Origin of the sequence: Mycobacterium sp. E740 (assembly GCF_001672895.1) — a bacterium.
In the GTDB taxonomy this organism is placed as follows: domain Bacteria; phylum Actinomycetota; class Actinomycetes; order Mycobacteriales; family Mycobacteriaceae; genus Mycobacterium.
Window position 1 is genome coordinate 1 of sequence record NZ_LZKP01000176.1, and the last position, 25,543, is coordinate 25,543.

Annotated in this window: 20 protein-coding genes, 1 tRNA gene and 1 pseudogene; 11 read left to right on the forward strand and 11 right to left on the reverse strand. The window is 68.4% G+C overall.

Annotated elements, in window-relative coordinates; all coding sequences use genetic code 11:
- The 5 genes and pseudogenes from A5663_RS23860 to A5663_RS17205 all read left to right on the forward strand — a co-directional run.
- Positions 1–424, forward strand: a pseudogene (locus A5663_RS23860) (molecular chaperone); the annotation flags it as partial.
- Positions 425–427: 3 nt separating this feature from the next.
- Positions 428–2,959 (forward strand): isoniazid response ATPase/transcriptional regulator IniR, encoded by a 2,532-nt coding sequence (gene iniR / locus A5663_RS17190; RefSeq protein WP_068151656.1) that lies wholly within the window; start codon positions 428–430, stop codon positions 2,957–2,959.
- A gap of 136 nt (positions 2,960–3,095) precedes the next feature.
- Positions 3,096–6,158: a heterodisulfide reductase-related iron-sulfur binding cluster gene (locus A5663_RS17195; RefSeq protein ID WP_068151659.1), complete on the forward strand. Its 3,063-nt coding sequence runs from the start codon at positions 3,096–3,098 to the stop codon at positions 6,156–6,158.
- A gap of 46 nt (positions 6,159–6,204) precedes the next feature.
- Positions 6,205–7,479: a pyridoxal phosphate-dependent aminotransferase gene (locus tag A5663_RS17200; protein WP_068151662.1), complete on the forward strand. Its 1,275-nt coding sequence runs from the start codon at positions 6,205–6,207 to the stop codon at positions 7,477–7,479.
- 23 nt (positions 7,480–7,502) lie between these two features.
- Entirely contained in the window at positions 7,503–8,726 is a 1,224-nt protein-coding gene (locus tag A5663_RS17205) for a YibE/F family protein (protein WP_082974207.1), read from the forward strand.
- Here A5663_RS17205 and A5663_RS17210 read toward each other — a convergent pair.
- The 7 genes from A5663_RS17210 to dcd all read right to left on the reverse strand — a co-directional run bounded on the left by A5663_RS17210 (position 8,716) and on the right by dcd (position 16,465).
- Entirely contained in the window at positions 8,716–9,459 is a 744-nt protein-coding gene (locus A5663_RS17210) for a maleylpyruvate isomerase family mycothiol-dependent enzyme (RefSeq protein WP_068151668.1), read from the reverse strand. The genes A5663_RS17205 and A5663_RS17210 overlap by 11 nt on opposite strands.
- 13 nt (positions 9,460–9,472) lie before the next feature.
- Positions 9,473–9,826, reverse strand: coding sequence for a VOC family protein (locus A5663_RS17215; protein WP_068151671.1), 354 nt, complete (start codon positions 9,824–9,826; stop codon positions 9,473–9,475).
- A 38-nt stretch (positions 9,827–9,864) separates the two neighbouring features.
- On the reverse strand, positions 9,865–11,211 hold the full coding sequence (locus A5663_RS17220) for a cytochrome P450 (protein WP_304443156.1): 1,347 nt from the start codon (positions 11,209–11,211) through the stop codon (positions 9,865–9,867).
- Between the two features lie 35 nt (positions 11,212–11,246).
- The gene (locus A5663_RS17225) at positions 11,247–12,584 is read right to left on the reverse strand and encodes a UDP-glucose/GDP-mannose dehydrogenase family protein (protein WP_068151674.1); all 1,338 of its coding nucleotides are present in this window, start codon (positions 12,582–12,584) and stop codon (positions 11,247–11,249) included.
- 77 nt (positions 12,585–12,661) lie between these two features.
- Positions 12,662–14,260 carry a hypothetical protein gene (locus A5663_RS17230; RefSeq protein WP_068151677.1) on the reverse strand — a complete coding sequence of 533 codons (1,599 nt, stop codon included), beginning with the start codon at positions 14,258–14,260 and terminating at the stop codon, positions 12,662–12,664.
- Positions 14,261–14,462: 202 nt separating this feature from the next.
- Complete coding sequence (locus A5663_RS17235; protein ID WP_068151680.1) at positions 14,463–15,779, reverse strand: ammonium transporter; 1,317 nt, start codon at positions 15,777–15,779, stop codon at positions 14,463–14,465.
- A 113-nt stretch (positions 15,780–15,892) separates the two neighbouring features.
- Positions 15,893–16,465 (reverse strand): dCTP deaminase, encoded by a 573-nt coding sequence (gene dcd / locus A5663_RS17240; RefSeq protein WP_068151691.1) that lies wholly within the window; start codon positions 16,463–16,465, stop codon positions 15,893–15,895.
- A gap of 45 nt (positions 16,466–16,510) precedes the next feature.
- On the opposite strand from dcd, the gene A5663_RS17245 reads away from it, so the two are divergent.
- Positions 16,511–16,584, forward strand: a tRNA-Gly gene (locus A5663_RS17245).
- Between the two features lie 12 nt (positions 16,585–16,596).
- Here the strand turns inward: A5663_RS17245 and A5663_RS17250 are convergent.
- Complete coding sequence (locus tag A5663_RS17250) at positions 16,597–17,076, reverse strand: ArsI/CadI family heavy metal resistance metalloenzyme (RefSeq protein ID WP_068151711.1); 480 nt, start codon at positions 17,074–17,076, stop codon at positions 16,597–16,599.
- 95 nt (positions 17,077–17,171) lie between these two features.
- Here A5663_RS17250 and A5663_RS22745 point away from each other — a divergent pair, with 95 nt between their 5' ends.
- The gene (locus tag A5663_RS22745) at positions 17,172–17,531 is read left to right on the forward strand and encodes an Rv2640c family ArsR-like transcriptional regulator (protein WP_082974208.1); all 360 of its coding nucleotides are present in this window, start codon (positions 17,172–17,174) and stop codon (positions 17,529–17,531) included.
- 17 nt (positions 17,532–17,548) lie between these two features.
- On the opposite strand, the gene A5663_RS17255 is transcribed toward A5663_RS22745, so the two are convergent.
- Positions 17,549–18,208, reverse strand: a complete 660-nt coding sequence (locus A5663_RS17255; protein ID WP_068151694.1) for a hypothetical protein — start codon at positions 18,206–18,208, stop codon at positions 17,549–17,551.
- A 121-nt stretch (positions 18,209–18,329) separates the two neighbouring features.
- On the opposite strand from A5663_RS17255, the gene A5663_RS17260 reads away from it, so the two are divergent.
- Complete coding sequence (locus A5663_RS17260) at positions 18,330–19,496, forward strand: hypothetical protein (protein WP_068151696.1); 1,167 nt, start codon at positions 18,330–18,332, stop codon at positions 19,494–19,496.
- 11 nt (positions 19,497–19,507) lie between these two features.
- Here A5663_RS17260 and A5663_RS17265 read toward each other — a convergent pair whose 3' ends face one another.
- Positions 19,508–21,133, reverse strand: a complete 1,626-nt coding sequence (locus A5663_RS17265; protein ID WP_068151698.1) for an Hsp70 family protein — start codon at positions 21,131–21,133, stop codon at positions 19,508–19,510.
- Positions 21,134–21,243: 110 nt separating this feature from the next.
- On the opposite strand from A5663_RS17265, the gene A5663_RS17270 reads away from it, so the two are divergent.
- Positions 21,244–22,749 carry an FAD-dependent oxidoreductase gene (locus A5663_RS17270; protein ID WP_068151703.1) on the forward strand — a complete coding sequence of 502 codons (1,506 nt, stop codon included), beginning with the start codon at positions 21,244–21,246 and terminating at the stop codon, positions 22,747–22,749.
- A gap of 34 nt (positions 22,750–22,783) precedes the next feature.
- A complete protein-coding gene (locus A5663_RS17275) occupies positions 22,784–23,242 on the forward strand; it encodes a nuclear transport factor 2 family protein (RefSeq protein ID WP_068151714.1) in 459 nt (152 codons plus the stop codon).
- A gap of 1 nt (position 23,243) precedes the next feature.
- Here A5663_RS17275 and A5663_RS17280 read toward each other — a convergent pair whose 3' ends face one another.
- Positions 23,244–23,897, reverse strand: a complete 654-nt coding sequence (locus tag A5663_RS17280; protein ID WP_068151705.1) for a L,D-transpeptidase — start codon at positions 23,895–23,897, stop codon at positions 23,244–23,246.
- A gap of 87 nt (positions 23,898–23,984) precedes the next feature.
- Between A5663_RS17280 and A5663_RS17285 the strand changes: the two genes are divergently transcribed.
- Positions 23,985–25,532 carry a bifunctional phosphatase PAP2/diacylglycerol kinase family protein gene (locus tag A5663_RS17285; RefSeq protein ID WP_082974209.1) on the forward strand — a complete coding sequence of 516 codons (1,548 nt, stop codon included), beginning with the start codon at positions 23,985–23,987 and terminating at the stop codon, positions 25,530–25,532.
- The last annotated feature ends 11 nt before the right edge of the window (positions 25,533–25,543 follow it).

The window sequence follows — 25,543 nt, forward strand, 5'->3', positions numbered from 1 at the left end:
CGCGGCCGCCCTGTTGGCCGCCGGCGGCCTCGCCGTCACGCTGACGAGCACCAGCGGCGACACCGGCCCGGTGACCGAGACCGCGACGACGGTCGAAACGGGACCGTCCCCCGGACGAACGACTTCGGCTGCGCCGCAGACCATTACGGTCACCGGGTCCGACGGCCGGCCCACCACGACCGTGGTGCCGCCGCCACCTCCCCCCACGACCACGAGCGCGTCGGACACCACCACGGCTACGACAACGACCACGACGACGGCCGCAACCACTACGACCACCACCACCGCGCCCACGACCACGACCACGACGCGCGTCACCACGACACAACCGACGACCACCCAGGCGCCGCCGACGACGACCGAAGCGCCGGTCACCACGACGGTCGAGCCGATCCCCGACGAACCGACTCCGGCCGAGCCGTAGGCAATGGCCGCGTCGGAGCCGCGCACCGGCATCCCGTCGTCCGCGCACGCAGCGCTCGCCGACCTGAACGCCGCGCCGACCGAACCGGTCAAGCTGCTCGTGTCCGGCGGCATCGGCACCGGCAAGACTTCGGTGTTGTCGACGGTCCGCACGACGCTTCGGTCGGCGGGCTTGACCGTGCTGACCCGGCCTCCGCATGCCGGTGACGACGACGGCGCCGCGATCGTCATCGACGACGCGCACCTGCTCGACGATCAGGAACTCCACCACCTCGCCGCACGTGTCACCGACCCGGCCTCGACCGTGGTCATCGGAACCCAACCGCTCGTTCACCGGCCCGCGCTGCGCACGCTGACCACGGCGATCGAACGCGAGAACCCGATCATCACGCTGGGACCGCTGCCCGCCCCGGAGGTTGCGCAGATTGTCTCCGAAAGAACCGGTGGACCAACGGTTTCCGGCATCGTCCGGTCGCTCCTCGCCGCAACGGCCGGTCTTCCGTTCCTGGTGCAACCGGCGCTGGACGCCGCAACCACCGCAGACGGTGAGCCGCCGGCCACCGCGATCCTCAACGCGACGAGGTACGCGCTGACGGGGCGACTGCGTCAGCTCGACGAAGCCACGCTCGACACCTTGTTGGTGACCTCGTTGAGCAGAGACCTCGGCCCGGACGACGTCGCTGCGGCGCTACGGATGAGCACCGAGTCCGCTCACGCCGTGGTGGACCGGGCCCGCGCGACGGGGCTCGTCGAGCCGTCTCACAGTCGCGCGTTCCTGCGCACACTGCATCAGTGCGTCGCACAAATCGTCGGTGCCGCCCGCCATCACGACATCGAGATCTCGCTGCTGCAGACTCAGCTCGGATCATCGACGCTGACAGTCGATTTGGCGCTGCAGCTGGCCGAGCACGGGCTGCGCGACGACCGGCTGGCCGATGCGCTGGCCGAGCTGGCCTCCCGCAGCGCCGGTCAATCGGCAAGAGCGGCAAAGCTTTACCGTGCGGCGGTCGATGCCGGTGCGTCCACGCTGAGCCCGCGACTGGCCGATGCTCTCGCGCTGACAGGCGACTGCGCGACCGCCGGCAAGCTCACCGACGAACTGCTGGGCGCCGAGAACCCCGCGGACCGGGCCGCCGCCGTGCGCATCGCCGCCAGCATCGCCGTCCACGACGGCAGCGCGGCGCAGGCCGCCGAGCTGTTCGGCTGGCTGGGCCCCTATCCGGACGCGTTCGTCAGCGCCGCGGGCGCGGTGGTGTCGCTCGCCGCCGGGAACTTACCCGGTGCGCGCGCGGCATTGTCCGCCGAAGGCAGTGGGCCGCCGACGTCGACGTCACGCGCCGCACGCAGCCTCGCTGACGGGCTGCTGATGTCGCTCGAGGCGCCCTATCCCGCCGTCGTCGCCCGGTTGGGGCAGGCGATCATCACCGACCAGCCCGCGGCGGTCGCCCCCGACACCCCCGCGGCGCTGCTGACTCTGGTTGCGCTGCACGGCGGTGATCCGGTGCGCGCCCGCAGCGTGATCGCCCGCGCCGTACGAGCGGGCGGGGCGGACGGCGCCGGCGGCGCACCCTTCGTCGCCCGCAGGCACCGGCTGCTGTTGGGGTGGGTGCGCATGCAGGACGGCCAACTGGCCGCCGCCACCTCCGACGTCGCAAGCGCCGAAGCCGACGCGGGCACGGCTCCGCTACATCGCCGCGACGCGCTGTGGGCGGCTGCGCTGCAGACCGCGATCGCCCGGCGCAGCGGCGACACGGGCGCCATGCAGAAACACTGGTACGCGGCGGTGGAGGTGCTCGCCGAGTACTCGATGGAGCTCTTCTCGCTGCTGCCGCTCGGCGAGCTGTGGGTGGCCGCCGCGCGGATGCGACAGGTCGATCGGCTACAGCACGCCATCGACGAGGCCTTCGCGCTGATCGGCTCGCTCGGCGATCCGGTGTTGTGGTCCGCGCCGCTGCACTGGGCCGGTGTGCACGCGGGGATCCTCGCCAACGCACCGGACGCCGTCGCACCGCACGGCCAGGCGCTGACCGCCGCGGCGGCTCACAGTGCCTTCGCCAAGATACTGGCGACCGCGGGGCGCACCTGGCTGCGTGTGCTGGCGAACCACGTCGATACCGATGACGTCACCACGGCGGCTCGGCTGCTCGCCCAGTCCGGCCTGACCTCAGACGCCACCCGCCTGGCCGGTCAGGCCGCGCTGCAGACCTCCGACGGCCGGGTGTCCGGTGCGATGCTGCAGTTGGCGCGCGACCTGAAACAGACCGTCGGGCCGGAGGATGCACCGGGCAACGCGTCGGTGCCCGAACCCTCGACAGCCGGCGTCGCGCGCACCGCGCCGTCCCGCCTGTCGGACCGGGAACGTGAGGTCGCCGAGCTGTTGTTGCTGGGCATGCCGTACCGAGACATCGGCGCGCAGTTGTTCATCTCCGCCAAGACCGTCGAGCACCACGTCGCGCGGATCCGTCGGCGGCTCGGCGCCGAATCGCGCTCCGAGATGCTGTCGATGCTGCGCGCGATGCTCGCGCCTCAGTCCTAGTTAGGGCATCCTTCGTAGCGGCGTTTCCCCGCGGGGTGCAACTATGAGCCGGGGCTGAGCAGGCCCTGAGCAGAAGTTACCGACGAGTAACTCACAGTAAGTTACCCTTGAGTAACTTAGACACGGGAGGCGCGCGGTGGATACCCAGATGCTGATCAGGCTCGTCGTCGGGCTCGGGCTGACGGCGCTCGTGCTGGTCTTCGCCGCAAAACGCGTGCTCTGGCTGACGAGCCTCATCCGCGCCGGGGCCCCGACCAGCCCGGAGAACAACCGCAAGGACAACCTCGCCACCCGCATCACCACGCAGATCAAAGAGGTGTTCGGGCAAACCCGGCTGCTGAAGTGGTCCATCCCGGGCATCGCGCACTTCTTCACGATGTGGGGCTTCTTCATCCTCGCGTCGGTCTATCTGGAGGCGTACGGCTACCTTTTCGTCCACGACTTCCACATCCCGTTCATCGGCCGCTGGGACGTGCTGGGCTTCCTGCAGGACTTCTTCGCCGTCGCCGTGCTGGCCGGCATCATCGTCTTCGCGATCATCCGCCTGCGCACCGAACCCAAGGAACATGGCCGCGAGTCACGGTTCTACGGATCGCACACCGGCGGCGCCTGGCTGATCCTGTTCATGATCTTCAACGTCATCTGGACCTACGCCCTGGTGCGTGGCGCCGCGGTGAACACCGGCGCACTTCCCTACGGCAACGGCGCGTTCTTCTCCCAGTTGATGGGCTCTGTCCTGCACCCGCTGGGCCACACCGCCAACGAGTGGATCGAGACCATCGCGCTGCTGGCCCACATCGCGGTCATGCTGATCTTCCTGCTGATCGTGCTGCACTCCAAGCATCTGCACATCGGCCTGGCGCCGATCAACGTCACGTTCAAGCGGCTGCCCAATGCCCTGGGCCCGCTGCTGCCCGTGGAATATGACGCCAAGCGCATCGACTTCGAGGATCCGCCGGAGGACGCGGTGCTCGGCCGCGGCAAGATCGAGGACTTCACGTGGAAGGCCTACCTCGACATGACCACGTGCACCGAGTGTGGCCGCTGCCAGTCGCAGTGCCCGGCGTGGAACACCGGCAAGCCGCTGTCGCCGAAGCTCGTGATCATGAACCTGCGCGACCACCTGTTCGCCAAGGCACCGTATGTGCTGGGCGACAAGGAGTCTCCGCTGGAGAACACCCCCGAGGGCGGTCTCGGCGAGGAACTGCGCGGGGAGAAGAAGTCCGAGGAGCATTCGCACGAGCACGTGCCGGAGTCCGGCTTCGAGCGGATTCTCGGCTCCGGCCCGGCGCAGGCCACCCGCCCGCTGGTCGGCACCGAGGAACAGGGCGGCGTGATCGACCCCGACGTGCTGTGGTCGTGTACGACGTGCGGCGCCTGCGTCGAGCAGTGCCCGGTGGACATCGAGCACATCGATCACATCGTCGACATGCGCCGCTACCAGGTGATGATGGAGTCGGAGTTCCCCGGCGAGCTCGGCGTGCTGTTCAAGAACCTGGAGACCAAGGGCAATCCGTGGGGCCAGAACGCCAAGGACCGCACGAACTGGATCGACGAGGTCGATTTCGACGTGCCGGTGTACGGCAAGGACGTCGAATCGTTCGACGGCTACGAGTACCTGTTCTGGGTGGGGTGTGCCGGCGCCTACGAGGACCGCGCGAAGAAAACCACGAAGGCCGTCGCCGAGCTGCTCGCCGCCGCCGGCGTGAAGTACCTCGTGCTCGGCGAGGGCGAGACCTGCAACGGCGACTCGGCTCGCCGCTCGGGCAACGAGTTCCTGTTCCAGCAGCTGGCCGCGCAGAATGTCGAGACCCTCAACGAGCTGTTCGAGGGCGTCGAGCGGGTCGACCGCAAGATCGTCGTCACCTGCCCGCACTGCTTCAACACGCTGGGTCGGGAGTACCCGCAGGTCGGTGGCAATTTCACGGTTCTGCACCACACCCAGCTGCTGAACCGCCTGGTGCGCGACAAGAAGCTCATCCCGGTCACACCGGCCGACGGCGGGATGGACATCACCTACCACGACCCGTGCTACCTCGGACGGCACAACAAGGAGTACGCCGCGCCGCGTGAGCTGATCGGGGCGTCAGGCGCGAAACTCACCGAGATGCCGCGCCACGCCGACCGCGGCCTGTGCTGCGGCGCGGGCGGCGCACGGATGTGGATGGAAGAGCACATCGGCAAGCGCGTCAACGTCGAGCGCACTGAAGAGGCCATGGACACCGCCTCGACGATCGCCACCGGCTGCCCGTTCTGCCGTGTGATGATCACCGACGGTGTCGACGATGTCGCCGCCTCACGCAATGTCGAGAAGGCCGAGGTGCTCGACGTCGCCCAGCTGTTGCTGGGGTCGCTGGACAAGACAGCGGTCCTGCTGCCCGAGAAGGGCACGGCCGCCAGGGAAGCCGAGGAGCGCGCGGCCAAGGTCGAGGCGTCGGCACCCGTCGAAGAGGCCCCCGCCGAGACCGAGTCGCTGGCCGAGCCGGCCCCGAAGGCCGAAGCGGCGACGGCAACAGAAACCAAACCGGTCACCGGGCTCGGCATCGCGGGCGGGGCGAAGCGTCCGGGTGCGAAGAAGGCCGCCCCGGCGAGCGCACCGGCTGCCGATGGCGAAAAGCCCTCTGCTACAGCAGCTCCCGCGAAGGGGCTGGGACTCGCGGCGGGAGCAAAGCGCCCCGGCGCCAAGAAGTCCGCACCTGCGGCCGAGGCGTCGTCCACCGCGGCGCCGGAAGCCAAGCCAGAGGCTGCCGCCAAGCCGGAGCCGGAGGTCAAGGGCCTCGGCATTGCGGCGGGTGCCAAGCGGCCCGGCGCCAAGAAAGCGGCCGAGCCGGTCTCACCCAACGAGGGCGAAGCCACGGTCACGCAGCCGCCGAACGCCGACCCCGACCAGGCCGAGCCCGGCGGCAAGGCCGACACCGCGGATTCGGATCGAGGTCTGGACGCCAAGCCCGAACCCGAGGTCAAAGGGCTGGGCATCGCGCCCGGGGCCCGTCGGCCCGGCGCCAAGAAGGCGGCTCCCGCAGCTCAACAGCCCCCCGCAGCACCGAAACCCGCTGCGGCACAACCGGAACCGGAGAGCAACGGCGAATCAAGCGCTGCCGCTGAGCCTTCCGGTGCCGACGATGCCGACAAGCCCGCGCCGCCGCCGGTGAAGGGGCTGGGTATCGCCAAGGGTGCTCGTCCGCCAGGCAAGCGGTGAGCCGATGAACAGCGTTTTTCGTTAATCGCTGGACAGCGGTGAGACCATGGATGACGTGACCACCCACCACGTGCCCATCCATGCTGCGGGGCAGACACCGCGGCAGCGCACGTTCACGCAGTCGTCCAAGCTGCAGGACGTCCTCTACGAGATCCGCGGGCCCGTACACGAGCACGCCTCGCGCCTGGAGGCGGAGGGCCACCGGATCCTCAAGCTGAACATCGGCAACCCTGCGCCGTTCGGGTTCGAAGCCCCCGACGTGATCATGCGCGACATCATCCAGGCGCTGCCGTACGCCCAGGGCTACTCCGACTCCAAGGGCATCATGCCGGCGCGCCGTGCGGTGTTCACGCGCTACGAACTCGTCGACGGGTTCCCGCGTTTCGACGTCGACGACGTGTACCTGGGCAACGGCGCGTCGGAGTTGATCCAGATGACGCTGCAGGCCCTGTTGGACAACGGCGATCAGGTGCTGATCCCGGCGCCCGACTATCCGCTGTGGACCGCGTGCACCTCGCTGGCGGGCGGCACCCCGGTGCACTATCTGTGCGACGAGACACAGGGCTGGATGCCCGACGTCGCCGATCTGGAATCGAAGATCACCGATCGCACCAAGGCGATCGTCGTGATCAATCCGAACAACCCCACCGGCGCGGTGTACACCCGTGAGACCCTCACGCAGATAGCGGATCTGGCGCGCAAGCACCAGCTGATGCTGCTCGCCGACGAGATCTACGACAAGATCCTCTTCGACGGCGCCGAGCACATCTCGATGGCTTCGGTGGCCCCCGACGTGCTGACCCTGACCTTCAACGGTCTGTCGAAGGCGTACCGCGTGGCGGGTTACCGAGCGGGCTGGCTGGTGATCACCGGCCCGAAGGAGAACGCGGTCAGCTTCATCGAGGGCATCAGCTTGCTGGCGAACATGCGGCTGTGCCCGAATGTGCCTGCGCAGCATGCCATTCAGGTCGCGCTCGGTGGATACCAGAGCATCGAGGACCTGGTGCTACCGGGTGGCAGGCTGCTGGAACAGCGTGACGTGGCCTGGCAGAAGCTCAACGAGATTCCGGGAGTGTCGTGCGTGAAGCCGCAAGGCGCGCTGTATGCGTTCCCGCGGCTGGACCCGGAGGTCTACGACATCGTCGACGACGAACAGCTGGTTCTTGATCTGCTTCTGCAAGAGAAGATCCTGGTCACCCAGGGCACCGGCTTCAACTGGCCGACTCCGGATCACCTGCGCATCGTGACACTGCCGTGGGCCCGCGACCTTTCCAACGCCATCGAGCGGTTGGGCAACTTCCTGGCCGGATACCGCCAGTAGCGAGCGTCTCTACGCTGTTGTCCGTGACGCATTCGCACGGACATTCCCACTCGCTGACCGGTCCCGCGCCATTGGGGCCGATCGCCGCGAAGGTCGTCGTCGGCTTGCTGCTCGCGATCGGCGTATCGGTCTTGGCGGGTGCGGTCTGGTTGTGGCCGAGCCAGCAGAAAACCGCCATCCCGCTGCCCTTCCAGAATGCCGAGGGGGGCGCAGTCACGACCGAATCCGGCCAGGTCGAGTCGAGCAGCACCGCGACGTGCGGCAGCCCGTCGGTCGGACAGGTGCTCACCGCCGCGCCCATCGAGGCACAGGGTGACGGCGCCGCGTGCGTGCAGACCGTCATCGCGATCGAGTCGGGCCCGAACCAGGGCGCGACGACGCTGCTCGAGTTCAGTGGCGGCCCCGGCCAGCCCAGCTTCGCCGTCGGCGACCAGGTGCGCATCAGCCGTCAGGTCGATGCGGCCGGCAGCACGACCTACTCGTTCTACGACTACGAACGGACCTGGCCGCTGATCGCGCTCGCCGCGGCGTTCGCGGTGGTGGTGGTCGCCGTCGCGGGGTGGCGAGGGTTGCGGGCGCTGATCGGCATCGTGGTCGCGTTCCTCGTGCTCGTCGTGTTCATGCTTCCGGCTCTGCGCGACGGCGCCGCCGCCATTCCCGTCGCCTTGGTGGCGTCGGCGTTGATCCTGTACGCGGTCATCTACCTGGCGCACGGGGTGAGCCTGCGCACCAGCGCCGCGCTGCTCGGCACGCTGACCTCGCTACTCGTCGCTGCCGTACTATCTTGGGGCGCAATCGAATTGACGCATCTGACCGGATTGTCGGAGGATCAGAACAACGAGGTCGCCGCGTATCTGGGCAACGTCTCGATCACCGGGCTGCTGCTGGCGGGTTTCATCATCGGCTCACTGGGCGTGCTCAACGATGTCACGGTCACCCAGGCGTCCACGGTGTTCGAGCTGGCCGAGCTGGACGGGGCTTCGCGGCGCGCGATCTTCGTGGGCGCCATGCGGGTCGGCCGCGACCACATCGCGAGCACCGTGTACACGCTGGTGCTGGCCTATGCGGGCAGCGCGCTGCCGCTGCTGCTGCTCTTCAGTGTGGCCAATCGAAGCCTCGGCGACGTCCTCACCAGCGAGAGCGTGGCCATCGAGATCGCCCGCTCAGCCGTCGGCGGCATCGCGCTGGCGCTGTCGGTGCCGCTGACCACCGGCATTGCCGCGGTGCTGGCGACGCCTAGAAGTTAGTCCGCGCCAGCCAGCCGTCCCACACCGAAGCGTCGCCGAGCACCTCGACGCCGAGGTCGGCTGCCGAGCGCCGCCGGGTGATGGCCAGCAGCAGATCTGTTGCGGTGCCGCGCAACGCGACATCGGCCTTGATGTGGTCGTGTGACCACCCGACGCCCTCCTCGTCATGGGTGATCGTCCACTCGCCGGTCGGTCCCAGCCCGTCGTCGGTGGCGTGCATGTGGATGCTGCGGCCGCGGTCCAGCGCGGGCTGTGAAGTGTTGCTCGCCATCAGCTCGACCCATTCGCTGATCGCATCGGCGGCGAGGTCGGGCGGCAACTCGTAGTCGGCGCCGACAGCCAGCGCAGCGTCGGCGTGGTGCACGGCGACCTCGTGCAGCCGCCGGCGGATCCACCAGCCCGCCGGGCGGGGGCCGCGGAACGTCCACACCCGGGCGGCGGCCCCGGCGCGGTCGACCGCGTCGACGATCAGCTGCGCACCTTGATTGAGCCAGTCGGCCGCACCATCGGGATCGTCGGGCGGCTTGCCGTTGCGTACATCGCGCGGGTCCAGCGCGGCGGTCCGGCGTTCGGCGATAATCTGCGCGGCCCAGCGGTTACCCCGCCCGACATGTCGGAACAGCTGCTTGAGCGTCCAGTCGGGACAGGTCGGCACCGGCGTCGATGGGTCGGCACTGCGGATCAGGTCCCCGAACGCCCGGGTCTGGTCGAGCAGCGCGGCTCGGAAATCCACGCCCCGAACGTACTCAATAGTCGACCCGGAAACCCCCGATAATCCTGATCTCGTTGCCGTCGGAGTCCTCGAGCTTCGACAGCCGCACACCCTTGTCAGCCGCGACGATCTCTTCGGGGCTCAGGCCGCGATCGCGTAGTTCGGCGAGGTGACGCTCCAGGTCGTCGACGGCGAAGTTGACCATTGCGCCGCCGGCACGGCGCGGATCGTGGAACACCTGGACCCAGGCGCCGGGGCGGACCTGCCACTCCACCAGCGTGGGCATCGGGTTGTTGTCCGGTGCCCGGTCGAACAGGCTCGTGTACCACCGCCTGGCGGCCTCGATGTCGGTGACCGGGACGACGGCCAGCACATGGTCGATCGACATGGTTCCTCCGTTCTGTCTGTCTCGGGGTGATGACCGAGTCAGGACGGCGAACTCATCGGCGCGCGGGCGGTGCCCAGCGCGACCGGCAGTGATGCCCATCCCCGCAGTACCCGGGTTTGGCGCCTGGCGCCCTCGCCGGCGAGTCGGGCGTCGGGGAACCGCTCGAAGAAGGTCCGCAGGCCGACCTCGCCCTCGGCGCGCGCGAGCGCCGCCCCGAGGCAGAAGTGCCTGCCACCGGAGAACGACAGGTGTTTACCGGCATTCTCGCGTTCGAGGTTGAAGCGATGCGGGTCGTCGAACACCTGGGGATCGCGGTTGGTGCCGGCGATGTACAGGATGACGCCGTCGCCCCGGCGGATCAGCTGGCCCGCGATCTCGGTGTCCTCGGTCGCGAACCGCGCGGTGAGTTGCACCGGCGGCTCGAGCCGCAGGATCTCCTCCACCGCGGTGGGCCACAGTTCCGGGCGCCGGGCCAGAGTTTCGAGGTGCTGTGGGTGCTCGATCAGCGTCCGAATTCCGTTGCCCAGCAGGTTGACCGTGGTCTCGAAGCCGGCGGCCAGCACGAGCCCCGCGGTGGCCAGTAGTTCGCGCTCGTCGAGCCGGGCGCCTTCGTCGGAGGCCGCGATCAGCTGGCTCATCAGGTCGTCGCCCGGATTGCGGCGCAGCTCCTCCAGATGCGCGGACAACCAGTCGTTGAAGCCCTCGATGCCGCGGTAGACGGTGCGGTACTGCGACCACGTCAGGCCGATGTCGAGGCTCGGGGCGGCCAGCTCCCCGAACTCCAGGATGCGGGGCCTGGCTTCGTCGGGAACGCCGAGGATGTCGCCGATCACCGCGACGGGGAGCTGAGAGCAGTACCGCGCGACGACGTCGACGGTGCCGGCGCCGGCGAGTTCGTCGAGCAGCGAGTCGGCGGTCTGCTGCACCCGGTCCTTGAGCGCGGCGACGGCCCTGGTGGTGAACACCGACGACACTAGCTTGCGGTAGCGAGTGTGCTCGGGTGGTTCCACCGACAGCATCGACGGCGGTTCCAGTGGATGCAGCAGGCCGGTCTTGGTGTGGTCCGCCACCCACTGCAGCGGTTTGGGCAGGTTCGAGCCGATCGGCAGGACGTGGAAGTCGTCTGAGCGCAGCAGGTCGTTGGCGATCCCGTGATCGACGGTGAGGTACATGACGGCGGCCTTGACGACCGGCCCGCGGGCGCGCAGCTCCTCGGTGAACGGGACCGGGTCGAGGCGCACCAGCGGGTCCGCGATCATCCGGCCCTGCATGTCACCGCGGCGGGCCAGCAGCTTCGAGCCCGCCCGCACGAACCCGTGCACGGCAAGCCACCGGACCCAGTGACGGACGGGGCCGGCGCGTCGACCCGCACGAATCGGTTCCACGAGGCACCCTCCTTGACCCGTCAGGTGACCCGAGCCTACCGACTGAGCGAGGATGCGCTCCTCCCGAGACAGTGCACCTGCCACCCGGCTGCTGCCCACCGGCCGACGTCGAGGCAATTGCGGCCGTCGACAACGACTTTCGCGCGCACGGTGCCTGCCAGATCCTCGGGATCCAGATCGACGAACTCCTGCCATTCGGTGAGCACCAGCACGGCGTCGGCGCGGTGGCACGCGTCGGCGACCGACGTCGAGTAGGTCAGCGTCGGAAACACCCGCCGCGAGTTCTCCATCGCCTTCGGGTCGTACACGGTGACGGTGGCACCGTTGAGTTGCAGTAGGCCCGCGACATTGAGCGCTGGGGAGTCGCGCACGTCGTCGGAATCGGGCTTGAACGCGGCGCCGAGCACGGCGATGTTGGCGCCCAGCAGCGAACCGCCGCAGGCCGTGGTCGCCAGTTCCACCATCCGGCTGCGACGGCGCATGTTGATGCTGTCGACCTCGCGCAGGAAGGTCAGCGCGTGGTTGGCGCCCAGTTCGCCGGCACGCGCCATGAACGCGCGGATGTCCTTCGGCAGGCAGCCGCCGCCGAAACCCAAGCCCGCGTTGAGGAACCGGCGGCCGATACGCGTGTCGTGCCCCAGCGCGTCGGCCAGCGTCGTGACGTCGGCGTCGACGGCCTCACACACCTCCGAGATCGCGTTGATGAACGAGATCTTCGTGGCCAGAAACGCATTCGCCGACACCTTGACCAGCTCGGCGGTCTGCAGGTCGGTGACGAGGAACGGTACTTCCTGGTCGAGCAGCGGCGCGTACAGTTCGCGGATCGCCGCCTCGGCGCGAGTCGAATCGTGTTGCACGCCAAGCACGATCCGATCGGGGTGCAGGGTGTCGTGCACCGCGAATCCTTCGCGCAGGAATTCTGGGTTCCACGCGATCTCGACGTCGACCCCCGCCGGCGCGAGCGCGCGCGCCCGGTCAGCGAGCTCAGCGGCGGTGCCCACCGGCACCGTCGACTTGCCGACGATCACGGCAGGCCGCTGCAACCGGGGCACCAGCGTGTCGATGACCGCGTGCACGTGGCGGAGGTCGGCGCCGTACTCGCCCTTCTTCTGCGGCGTCCCGACGCCAAGGAAGTGCACATCGGCGAACTCTGCCGCGGCGTCGTAGTCGGTGGTGAACGTCAGACGTCCGGCAGCGAGGTTGTCGCTCAACACTTTTCGCAAGCCGGGCTCGTAGAACGGAACTTCACCGGAGGCGAGCTTGGCGACCTTGCCCGGATCGACGTCGACGCCGATCACGTCGTGGCCCAGCTCGGCCATGCCGGCGGCGTGGGTGGCTCCGAGGTATCCGGTGCCGAAGACGGTGCAGCGCATACCGACTTGATATGCGGCCGCGATGAGCTAACCGCGACGCGACACTGAGCAGCAGGCCAACAGCGGGTTACGACTGCCTATCCGGCGCAGATGTTCAGCACGCAGATCGAGACGCCGCCGCGACCGTTCTTGCCGCCGCCGTTACCGCGTGAGCCGTCACCACCACCGATCGAACCGGGGTAGCCGCTCGAACCCGGATAGCCGCTCGACCCGGGATAGCCGCTCGACCCGTCCTGCCATGGCGGCGTCGCGGGTTGCGGGTACTCCGGCATCTCGGGCTCCTGCCACGGCGGAGTCACCTGCTTGACCTTCGGCGGCTTCCACGACGGACGGCTCGGCCACTGCTGGGTCCACGGGTTCTGCTGCTGCGGGTAATAGTTCGGCGGCGCAATGACGGGCGGTACGTACGCCGGGACCGGAGCCGGAATCACCGGGGCAGGTGCCACCGGAACCGGGGCTACCGGGGCCGGCGCGGCGGGCGCGGGCGGTGGCGCGGCGGGCGCGGGTGCGGGCGCTTCCGGAGCCGGGGCGGGGGCCTCGACATAGACCGTCCGCGGCGACTGCGGGGCAGGCTGTTGCTGCACAACGGGCACGGGTGCCTTGATGGTCTCCGCCGGCGGCGGAGGCGCCTGTATCGGCTGCGCCTGCTCGACCGGCGGCGGCTCTGGCGCGGGCGCGACGGTGCTGGGCACGATCGCGCTCTGTCCGGGACTGGGCCGCTGGTCGGCCGTCGGGCGGATGCTCACCGCGAGCGAGATCACCAGCGCCACCACGCCGACGACGAAGATCGACGTCAGCGCGCTGCCGACGAGCAGGAACGGCTTGCGGTCGTCGCCCGGCGCTGGCGAAAGATCGGTCCGCGGCTCGTCGTCGAGGTACGCGCCGTCACCCCCGGCAACCGCGAGCTGGGTCTCGGCGGCCGCCAGCCCGGCGTACACGGAACCGGCCGTGGGGCCGTCGGGGTCCTGCGAGTAGGCCAGTCCGACCGTCGACGCCTCCAACGCGGGTGCGCTGGCAGCCGCCAGCGCCGCGCCACGGGCCAGCGCCATCCCGGGTTCGTCGGGAGCGTGTACAGGCAGGCTCACCAGGTGCTCGAGATGACTCTTCACCGAGCTGACGTCGACGCCCGAACCGACGACGAACATGCCCTGCGGCGGCGCGTCCTGAGCGTCGACGGCAGCGGCCATGTCGGCCAGCACGGCCATCGCGTCGTCGCTGTGCAGCGTGCGGCTGAGCACCTTGACCACCGACCCGTCGTCGGTCCGCACGACCGAGAGCGTGGCGGTGTCGCGGTCGATGAACAGCAGCGCGGTGGTGTCGTAGCCGACTGTCCGCCCGACGGCCTGCGCGAGCGCGGCCGCGGCGTGGCCGTCGGAGACGAGAAGCACGTCGTCGATGTCGCGGGCGGCCAGCGCGTCCCGCAGTTGGGCGGCCTCGGCGTGGTCGCTCCAGGTGACACCGATGGCCTTGAGTTCGTGGCCGCCCGCCTCGGCGCTCTCCTTGGTGCCGAGTACGGCGTCCACCACCTGGGCGGCTGCGCCCGACGTTGCCGAATCCTCACCGGCGCGCACGTCGAACACGTCGTGGTCGACGGTCACACCATCGGCTTTATCGCCTTCGACCAGCACCATCCGGACCGTCTCAGGTGTCATCGACACACCCAGTACGATCTCCACTGCCCCTCCACGAATATTTGCTATGTTGCCTGGAAAGTCGAGCGGCCCCGCGCTTTACACACGCCGCCGACTAGTGCTTAATCGCCCTGAGCAGCACGGGCGTTACATCCGTGCCCGAATTTGCTGAGGGCGATTTGCGAGCGCCGGTACGACGCCGGTATCTCGACACTACTCGCGTCCCTGAGCGAAAGCGCCCCGCGGTTCACGCCTCTTCCGAGGTTTCCGCGGGCTGCGGTGAGTCGAGCCCTGCGAGTCCGCCGAACGCCGGGCGCCGCGTCGGCACGTGGCCGTGCACGCCCTCGGCGTAGGCGCTCTCGGCGTGCTGGGTGAAGTCGACGCCGGTGGTCTCGTCCTCGGCGCTGACCCGGAATCCCATCACCCGATCGATCAGCTTGGCGAGCACGTAGGAGGCGGTGAACGCGTACGCGGCGACGACGATTACGGCCAGCGACTGCTTGCCCAGTTGGGTCAGGCCGCCGCCGTAGAACAGGCCGGACGGACCGCCGGTCATCACCTCGGTGGCGATCAGACCGATCAGCAAGACGCCGACGACGCCGCCGACGAAGTGCACGCCGACCACGTCGAGCGAGTCGTCGTAGCCCCACCGGAACTTCAGCCCGACCGCGAACGAGCAGACCACTCCGGCGGCAGCGCCCACGATGAACGCGCCGAGGGTGTTGACCGTTCCGCACGACGGGGTGATCGCGACCAGCCCGGCGACCACGCCGGAGGCGGCGCCGAACGTGGTGGGCTTACCGTCGCGAATCCGTTCGACCATGATCCAGCCGAGCATGCCGAGGCATCCGGCGACCAGCGTGTTGAGGAAGATCGCGGCGGCGGTGCCGTTGGCGCCGAGCGCCGATCCCGCGTTGAACCCGAACCAGCCGAACCACAGCAGACCCGCACCGAGCAATACGAACGGCAGATTGTGTGGGCGCATGGCGTCCTTCTTGAAGCCGATGCGCGGTCCGAGCACCAGCGCCAGCGCCAAAGCTGAAGCGCCGGAGACGATTTCGACGACGAGGCCGCCGGCATAGTCGAGCACGCCGAGGTGGAACAGCCAGCCGCCCGGCCCCCACACCCAGTGCGCGACGACGGCATACACCGCGACCGTCCACACCGGTACGAACACCATCCACGCCGCGAACCGCGCGCGGTCGGCGATCGCGCCGCAGACCAGCGCTGCGGTGACGATCGCGAACGTGAGCTGGAAGGTGGCGTACAGCAGTTCGGGAACCGCTCCGTGCAGCGTGGTCGGATTGATGCCCAGCATCCCGAAGTGGGCGAGGTTGCCGACGAGCCCGCCGCCGGCGTCCTCGGAGAACGCCACGCTGTAGCCGACCAGCAGCCATGCGACCGAGCACAGCGGGATGGCGATGAAGCACATCATGATCATGTTGAGCACGCCGGTCGTGCGGACCATGCCGCCGTAGAAGATCGCCAGCCCTGGGGTCATCAACAGCACCATCGCCGTCGCCGCCAGCAGCCAAGCCGTCGCGGCAGGATCGATTGCGTCCATGGAACTCCTCCCGGTCGGGAAAGAGCATTTCGGCTTCAGGTTTCCGTCGCGGGGCGCGCGTGTTTCCGGATTGTTTCGTGTTTCGCCGGCATTACCGCAAGCTCACCGGGGCTTCAGGTCGACTTGATGAAGTTCTGGTACGACCGCGACGGTGTCGGCCCGCGCTGGCCCTGATACTTCGACCCGGCGCGGGCGCTGCCGTAGGGGTGCTCCGCGGGGCTGGTCAGTCGCAACAGGCACAGCTGGCCGATCTTCATCCCGGGCCACAGCGTGATCGGGAGGTTGGCGACGTTGGACAGCTCGAGCGTGATGTGACCGGAGAAGCCCGGGTCGATGAAGCCGGCGGTCGAGTGCGTCAACAGGCCGAGGCGGCCCAGCGAGGACTTGCCTTCGAGGCGGCCGGCGAGGTCGTCGGGCAGGCTGCACAGCTCCAGCGTCGAGCCGAGCACGAACTCGCCGGGATGCAGCACGAACGGCTCGCCGGGTTCGGGCTGCACGAGGCTGGTGAGCTCGTCCTGCTGCCGGGCCGGGTCGATGTGGGTGTAGCGCGTGTTGTTGAAGACGCGAAACAGGCTGTCGAGGCGAACGTCGATGCTCGACGGCTGAATCAGGGTGTCGTCGAACGGATCGAGGCTCAGTCGCTCAGCGGCGATCTCGGCGCGGATGTCGCGGTCGGAGAGCAGCACTCGACGAGCGTAGCCGCTCGGATGCTAGCCTTCGTGCTCAAACAAGCCGGTGTAGTTCAATGGCAGAACATCAGCTTCCCAAGCTGAATACGCGGGTTCGATTCCCGTCACCGGCTCCACGACAGTCACACTCAGCAGCAAGGGGCTGCCGTACTCAAGGCTTCCTTGTCTTGTGCCGCTGCTGCGCCGCAGCACTGGCTGCCCTCGGCGTCAGGGTCGCGATGCTGCGGGCTGTTGCCGAAGGTGTCGGAGTCCGCGAGAACGGTGTAGACCTCCCACTTTTCGCCAGCTGGGCCGGTGACCCAAACCTTGTCTTGTTTGGCGAAGCAACAGGTGGTGCCAATCTCCTCATCGGTGAGCAGTCCTTCCTCGGAGAGCCTCGCAATCTCGGCGTGCACGGCGTCGCTGGACTCGACCTCCACTCCGAGGTGGTTGATGCTGCCGCCCTTTCCGGGATTCTCCAGCAGCACGAGTTTCAACGGCGGTTGCGCGATGGCGAAGTTGGCGTAGCCCTTCTTGAGCTTGGCCGGCGTCACGTTGAACAACTTCGAGTAGAACCTGACGGCCTCGGCAAGGTTGTCGACGTTTAATGCAAGTTGAACGCGGGACACGATGACCTCCACCTGTGTGACATATATCGAACTAGGTCGGAACTGATACTGCCACCTTTTCGATATATGTCAATGCCCTGTGGCATCCTTGCCGTGTGCCGAAATCGCTGCCGACGGTCGACCTGTCTGCCCCTGTGTGCTGTGCGCCGCTTGCCGCAGGACCGGTAGACGACGCCGCCGCATTGGAGATAGCGCTACGACTGAAAGCACTCGCTGATCCGGTGCGAGTCAAGCTCGTGTCACTGCTCTTCAATTCCGCTCAAGGCGAGGAGTGCAGCAGTGATCTCGCGGCTGAGGTGGGCTTGACGGAATCCACAGTCAGCCACCACCTAACCCAGTTGAGGCGCGCCGGATTAATGGAATCGCAACGGCGCGGCATGAATGTCTACCACCGACCAAGACGGGACGCACTGATAGCGCTGTGCTCAGTGCTTGATCCCAGCTGCTGCGGCTAGCCGTGCCCAGCTCCGACTCAGCGGAGGTAGACCTCGCCACCGGTCGGGAAGCCGCCGCCATGAGTTGTGATGTGCACGTGGTCGAAGTGACCGTAACCGCCGCTCTGGGCACCGTCGGGCGTGTAGTACACCCCGCGCCAGATCGCGTCCTGCAAGTCGAAGCGCTTCGCGTTTCGCAGTGCGTAAGAGACGATTTCGTTGCCGAGCGCAATCCCCGCCGCGCTACTGGGATCGGGAATCATCACGTCGAGCGCCAGGCCGTTGGGATGCCAGCGCAGCGCATCGGGTCGCACGCCGCCGATGTTGCTGATCTCAGGGAAGGCCTCGCTGATCGCGCGCGACGCGAGGATCGTCTTGACCTGAAGGCCGCCCTCGGGTGCGATGCCGACCGGCAGCGAGCGGTCGACGGTGCGGTACCGGGCGGCCGCGACCATGGCGGCGGGCATCGCACTCGGGTCGGCCGTCGGCGCCGCGGCAGGTGCCACCGGCGCTGCCGCCACGATTTCGACGCAACACGGGGTGGTTTCCTCGGCGACGACCGGTTGAGTCTGGGGCGCCGGGCGTGCGGAGAGGTGGACGTCTCCCCCGACCGCTAAGAGGATCGCGGCGGGGGCGATGGCTGCGGCCACGGTGATCGGTGACGTGCGCCGTTTCTTGGCTACGGAGTGCCGTCCCACGGGAGGTTGTATATCAAATCGTTACATTGACCGCAATTCAGTGGATTCGCAGAACACCGATTCCCGTTCGAACGCGAGCCTGGGTAACCTCAGAGCCTGACCACGGCGAGGGGACAGAACTATGGACCTCGTGCTCGGCCTGTCGATGACGTCCAGCACGGTTCGGTGGGTGCTCGTCGAGGGCACAACCGGCGAGGGTGCCACGGTCGACCGCGGAGCGTTCGACTTCGACGCCGACGTCGATGCCGAGGGCCTGCTCAACGTCGTGCTCGCCGACGTCGACGGCAGTCACATCCACTCGATCGGCGTCACCTGGACCAGCGAGGCCGAAGCCGTCGCTTCCGAGGTGTTGACGGCCCTTTCCGACCGCGGTCACGACAACGCGATCGCAATCTCTGAGCTGGAGGCGGGTGAGGTCCTGGCAGCGGGCATCGCCGACATCGCCGACTACGACGACGTCGCGGTGTGCATCGTCGAACCGGACGCCGCGGTGATCGCCATGGTTACCCGCGGCGGCGTCACCGTCGACCGCATCGCACGGCCGCTGGACGGTGCGGACGTCGTCGAACTGCCGAGCAGCGTGATCGACATGCTCGCGCTCAACGAGTGGCAGCCCGGGGCGATCTTCGTCGTCGGTTCGGCCCGCGATCTGGACCTCATCACCTCGACGCTCGGCGACGTCACGCAATCGCCGGTGTTCTCCGCGGCCGACGCGGACCTGGCGTTGGCCCGCGGCGCGGCGCTGGCCTCGGCCCGGGCGGTGCACGCTTTGGATGCGCCGACGACGAGGCAGTCGTCGCGCACGGGTGCGCTGGCCGCCGTGCTCGCCGCCGCGGTGGTGACGTTCGTGGCGTCGATCTCCGCGGCGGTCGGCCTCAACCTGACCGGTGACGAAGAACCCGCGCCGCAGGCCGCGGGCGCCGTCGAGCAGCCCGCCGCCATTGCAGAGGAAGCGGCCCCGGCTGTCAAGAAGACGACACCTGCCGAGGCGAGGCCCGTCGTCGCGCAGACCATCGCGGTGGCCGCCCCTGCGCCGCCGGCCGCCCCGGTCGCCGAGCCGGTCTACGAACCACCCGCCTACGTGCCGCCCGCTCCGGCTAACACCGCGCCCGAGCCGCCGGCTTACTCGCCTCCGGCTCCTGTCTACGCACCGCCTGCGCCTGTCTACGTGCCGCCGCCGGCACCCGCCTACATCCCTCCACCGCAGCCCCGCCTGCGCGACCGCATCATCGAGCGGATTCCGATCATCAACCGGTTCCACGAACCGGACTACTCGTACGGGCGGTAGCCCTTCCGCGTTCAGCCCTGCGGCACCTGAATGGGGATCGGCACGGGCACGAACGGCACGGTCAGATACGTGGTCGTCAACGGTGTGGTCGACGGCGTCGTGGTGGTGGTCGTTGTCGGCGTGGTCGTGGTGGTCGTTGTTGTGGTTGTGGTCGTCGTCGCAGTGGTGGTCGTCGTTGTGGTGGTGGTTGTAGTTGTGGTGGTGGTCGGCTCCGTCGAGGTGACGACGGTCGTCACCGGCGGGGGCGCCTGGCTGCTCACCGGGGGCGGTGGCGCACTGGTGACCGTGACGGTCTCCGCTGGCGCGGGCGGCGCCTCGCTGCTCGCAGGTGGCGGCGCCTCACTGACGGCAGGGGCCGCTGAGGTGCGCGGTGCCTCACTCACCCCGGTGCTGCCCGTCGCGCTGGTCAACGCGATCGCCGCGCCACCGACCGCGACCACTGCGACTGCCGCTAAGGCGCCGAAGACCATGCCCGGCAACCGTTGCCAGATGCGCGGTTCGTCGGCCGCCGCCGTCTCGGCCGGCCCGGTCTCGTACGGCGGCTCATACGGTTCTGGCGCCACGTACGGCACCGGTTCGTGAGCGGCGTCGTCGTCTTGTGACCAGGCCAGCGCCCGGAAAGTGGCAGATGCCGGCGAGTCAGCCGGCACCACTGCCGGCGCTACACCGGTCTGCGCCTCTGCGGCCGACGTGTAAGCCCCGATCAGCGCGGCACCCGTCGCAGCGGCGGCGCTCGGCTCCGCAGTGTTGACCACCGGCATGCCGCAGTGCTCGGAGAGTCGTCGCTGAACCAGCGGAACGTTCGCACCACCGCCGACCGTGGCCACAGCCGAGACACCGCGCCAGTCAATCCCATTGCGCTGCAACAGATTATCCAGCTCCGCCAGCACGCCACCCAACGGTGCCGCGATCAACGTCTCCAATTCTTGGCGGGTCACTCGGAGCGCGTCGACCTCGGTCGCCTCGTCCGTCGACAAGCGTTCCTTGGCGATGCGGGACTGCTCGCGTAGCCGGGTCAGCGATCCGACTGCGGCAGTGCTCGCCGGGTCGACGCGGCCGGACGGCGCGAGTTCGTCGACGAGGCGGCTGAGCAGCGCCTGGTCCACCCACGCACCGGAGAACTCCGCGTAGCGAACCGTCTCGTCGATCGGCCCGAATCCCGCACCCGCGTCGGCCAGCGTGAGGCTGGTTCCTCCGCCACCGAAGTCGGCGAGCACCACGACACCTCGCGCGGGAAGTCCGGGCTCGGCCTGCAGCGAGCGCAGCGCGGCTACCGCGTCCGAGACCAGTCGTGCGGAGATGCCGCCGGCCCCGAGGGCCGGGTGCCCGCGCATCGAATTGCGCAACGTGCGCAGCGTCGCGGGTCCCCAGTGCGCGGGAACCGCGACGGTGACACCGGCCGACGGCCCGCTGTCTTCGGCCAATTCGGCGAGCGCATCGACCAGCAGTCGATCGGCCGGGTGCAGGGATCCGTCCGGCGCCACCAGCGGCACCGAGTCCCCGACTCGCTCGACAAAGCCGGTCATCGCCGCGCCGCCCGGCAGCATCACGACGGGGCGTCGGGTGACGGCTCGGTTGCCGATGCGTACCGCGACCAAGTTCGTCGTCCCGATCGACAACCCCAACGGGTCGCTCATAACGGACCACACGATAGCCGCCTGACCACCGGTGAACCGTCAGACACTCCGGGCGAACGGCGTTCGGCCACCGCCGTTTTGGGCCGCCTCAAACGGGTACAGGGAAGGCCATGACATCTCTGTGGCTAGCAAACCGCGCCGAGCAGCCGACACCGTCCGAACCGCTCGCCGAATCCGACCGTTCGGCCGACGTCATTGTGGTCGGTGCCGGGATAACGGGTCTCATCACCGCAGTGCTGTTGGCGCGCGCCGGCAAGGACGTCCTGGTACTGGAAGCGCTCCGGGTCGGCGCCGGTACGACTGGCAACACCACGGCGAAGATCAGCCTGCTGCAGAGCACGAAGCTGTCGAAGATCGTCGGCAAACACGGCGCCAAGACCGCCGGCCAGTACGTCGAGGGCAACCGCGAGGGCCAGGAGTGGCTGATCCAGCACTGTGAAGCACACGGGCTCTCGGTGCAACGCGAGGACGCCTTCACCTATGCGCAGTCCGAGAAGGGCGTGTCGTCTGTGCGCCAGGAACTGCAGGCCTGTGAAGCTGCGGGACTCGACGCCGAGTGGGTCGACGAGGCCGATGTGCCGTTCCCCTTCCACGGCGCGGTCCGACTGGCCAACCAGGCGCAGTTCGATCCGATGCCGTTGCTGGACAGCCTGGTCGTCGAGCTGGAGGAGCGCGGCGGCCGGTTGGCGCAAGGCGTTCGGGTGCAGAAGGTCTCGACCGAGGGCGACGGACTCACCTTGTCGGTTCGCACCGCTTCGGGTGACGAATTCGACGTCCACACAAAACAAACCGTGCTCGCGACGGGCATCCCGATCCTCGACCGCGGCGGCTTCTTCGCGCGCCTCAAACCGCAACGCTCCTACTGCATGGCGTACAAGGTGCCGGGCAGCATCACGCGCGGAATGTACATCTCGGCCGACTCACCGACCCGGTCGGTCCGGTATGCGCCCACCCCCGACGGTGACCGCCTGATCGCCGGTGGCGCAGGCCATCCCGTCGGCCACGAGAAGAGTCCGGCGTCGTCGGTTCAGGAACTCGACCAGTGGACGAAGTTGCACTATCCCGGTGCGATGCAGACGCACTACTGGTCGGCACAGGACTATTCGCCGATCGACGAACTGCCTTACGTCGGCCCGATTCTGCCGGGGAACGACAAGATCTTCGTCGCAACCGGTTTCGACAAGTGGGGCATGACCAACGGGACCGCCGCGGCGCTGGCGCTTTCCAGCCGCATTCTCGGTGGGCGGATGGACTGGGCTGAGGCGTTCGCCAGCTGGAGTCCGCACGAATTGTCCGGCATCCCAAAGGCGCTGCAGACCAACGCGCAGGTTGCGTTGTACCTGGCGCGGGGATGGATCACCCCGGTCACGCGGATCGGCAACCGCACCCCCGACGAGGGCGGTGTGGTCAGCGGCCCGCCGTGGGACCTGGAGGCCCGCAGCGTGGTCGACGGCTGCGAGCACCGCGTCTCGCCGGTATGCCCGCATCTTGGCGGCATCGTCAACTGGAACGACGCCGACGAGACGTGGGAGTGCCCGCTGCACGGGTCGCGCTTCGCCCCGGACGGCACGCTGCTCGAGGGCCCGGCCACGCGGAACCTGACGGCGGCTCAGTAGCCCGTCGCCGCCGGCGTGTGCTGCAATGTCGGCCATGGGTGACATCGACGAGATCCAGCAAGTGAAGTTCCGGTACCTGCGTGCGCTCGACACCAAGCACTGGGACCAGTTCGCGGACACGCTCACCGAGGACGTCGTCGGCAAATACGGCGAGTCGATCGGCGAGGAGCACCACTTCACCAACCGCGACGAGCTGGTGAAGTTCATGCGCGACTCGCTGGGTCCCGAGATCATCACCGAGCACCGCGTCACCCATCCCGAGATCACCGTCGACGGTGACGAGGCGACGGGCACCTGGTACCTGCAGGACCGGGTGATCGCACCGGATTTCAACTTCATGCTGATCGGCGCCGGCTTCTACCACGATCGCTACCGCCGTACCGCCGACGGGTGGCGGATCAGCGAAACCGGCTACGACCGGACCTACGACGCGTCGATGTCGCTCGAGGCACTGAACTTCAAGGTGAAACCCGGTCGCGCGCTGAACATCTGAGCTACTGCGCGATCGCGATAAGTGCACCGGGTCGCAGCCAGCGCATGATCTCGACGAGCTTGTCGTCGTCGATCGCCACGCATCCCGCGGTCGGCCCACCGTCGGTGGCGTGCAGGAAGAAGGCACCGCCGTTGCCGGGCACCCGCGCTTTGTTGACGCCCATCACGACCGCGTGCACGTACGGCGGGATCTCGAGATTCTCGGTGCCGCTGGCAGGGTCGGTGTCGAACGGGCACTGCGCCTCGTTGCAGACCTGCATGGTGTTGTAGGTCGGGCTTTTCAGGTCGCCGTCCCACCAGTGGTTCGGTCCGACCTGGACGTGGTGCAGGCCGCCGCCGGGGTTGGGAGCGGTGCCGAAGGCGAAGTCAAGCGTGAAAATGCCCATCGGCGTTTTCATTTCGCCGTCGTGGCTCTGCGGTGTCATCCCGTTGGCGCCTATCCATGCCGGGATGCCGGCGGCGACCGGTTGCCACCCGGCGGCGCTGCGCTGGTAGACGTCCATCTTCGCTTTCGAACCGCCAATGCCCACAACGGAAATCACCTGGGTGGCCGAGCCCACCGAGTGGGCGAACCACGGCACGTCCTCGGCTTGACTCGCGGGTGCCGCCGCCAGGCCGATGACGGCCACGCACGCAAAAGTCAGCAGCCGGCGCATCAAGCCATGCTAGGTCCGGGCGCTCCGTCCCTGGGGTAAGCCACACCGGCACGATTAGCCGTCGCCCGCTGTGGTTACGTAGGAGCAATGGACGTTGCGCAGCTGGGCCGGCGCCGGACCGGCCTTCGGCGAATAACACAGGGCCTCGGAGCACTCGACAGAGAGGTCTTCGAGGCGATCGCGGACTCGCCGACCCCGCTGCTCGACACCGTGATGCCCCCGTTGACGCGCGCGGCCGACCACTCGAAGCTGTGGTTCGCCATCGCGGCGGTCATGGCCGCCACCGGCAAGCCGCACGCGCGGCGAGGAGCGATGCGTGGCGTGCTGACGCTGGCGGTCACGAGCCTGGTCACGAACCAGGGGGCCAAGCGAATCCGGCCCCGTCCCCGCCCCCTGTTCGACTCGGTGCCGTTGGTTCGCCGCACTCGGCGCCGGCCGACGTCCAACTCGTTTCCGTCGGGGCACTCGGCCAGCGCGGCGGCGTTCGCGGTGGGCGTCGGGCTCGAGAGTCCTTTCCTCGGCCTGCCCCTGGCACTGCTGGCCGGGCTGGTCGGGTTGTCCAGGGTGGCGGTCGGCGCCCACTATCCCGGTGACGTGTTCGCCGGGTTCGGCCTCGGCGCGGCGATCGCCGTGCTCGGCGGACGGGTGGTGCCCCCGGTGGTGCCGACGAAGGTCCCGACGGCAGACCCGCTGCGTGTCGACACCCCGCAGCGGCCGGACGGAGCCGGTGTGGTGCTGGTCGTCAACCCGTCGTCCGGGAGCGGAACGGGCGCCCGCATCCTCGAAGAGGTCCGAAAGTCGTTGCCGGGCACGGAGATCGTCGAACTCAGTGACGATGACGACATCGGCGCGGTCCTGCGGGAGACGGCGCAGCGCGCGCAGGTGCTCGCCATCGGCGGCGGAGACGGCACGGTGTCGTGCGCCGCGGCGGCCGCCGTCGAGGCAGGCATTCCGCTGGCGGTCTTCCCGGGCGGCACGTTCAACCACTTCGCCAAGGACATCGGCTGCGAGACGGTCGACAAGACGGTCGCCGCGATCCAGCAGGGCAGCGTCGCGTGCGTCGACCTGGTCTGCATGAACGAGAAGCAGATGGTGGTCAACACCGCGAGCATCGGCGCGTATCCGGCGTATGTGCGGACCCGGGAGAAGTACGAGCACAAGATCGGCAAGCCCCTCGCGGGCCTGTACGCGATGTTCCACACGCTGCGGCACGAGAAGCCGGTACACATCCGCTACGACAACAAGACGTTGCGGACCTTCCTGTTCTTCCTCGGCAACTCGACGTATCTGCCGTCGGGCTTCGCGCCGTCACGACGGACGCGCATGGACGACGGCCTGATGGACATCAGGATCCTCGAGACGGGCCGCCGGCTCGCGAAATTACGGATCCTCGTCGACGTCGCGTTGGGCAGGCTCGAGCGCAGCCCGCTGTATCACGAGATGCGGACGAAACACCGGCAGCGCCCGGTATTGCACGCTGAAAGTGGCCGTGCTGCATTCGGTTCCGACTTCACCGTCCAGCGCCAGCGTCGTCGGGCCGTCGACTGCGGTGAACTCGAACTGAGGCACCCGCATCTCGTGATACAGCGGGCTGCGCTCGAGCCTGCCCAACGCGACGTCGACGAGGATCCGTAATTTCGCGAACA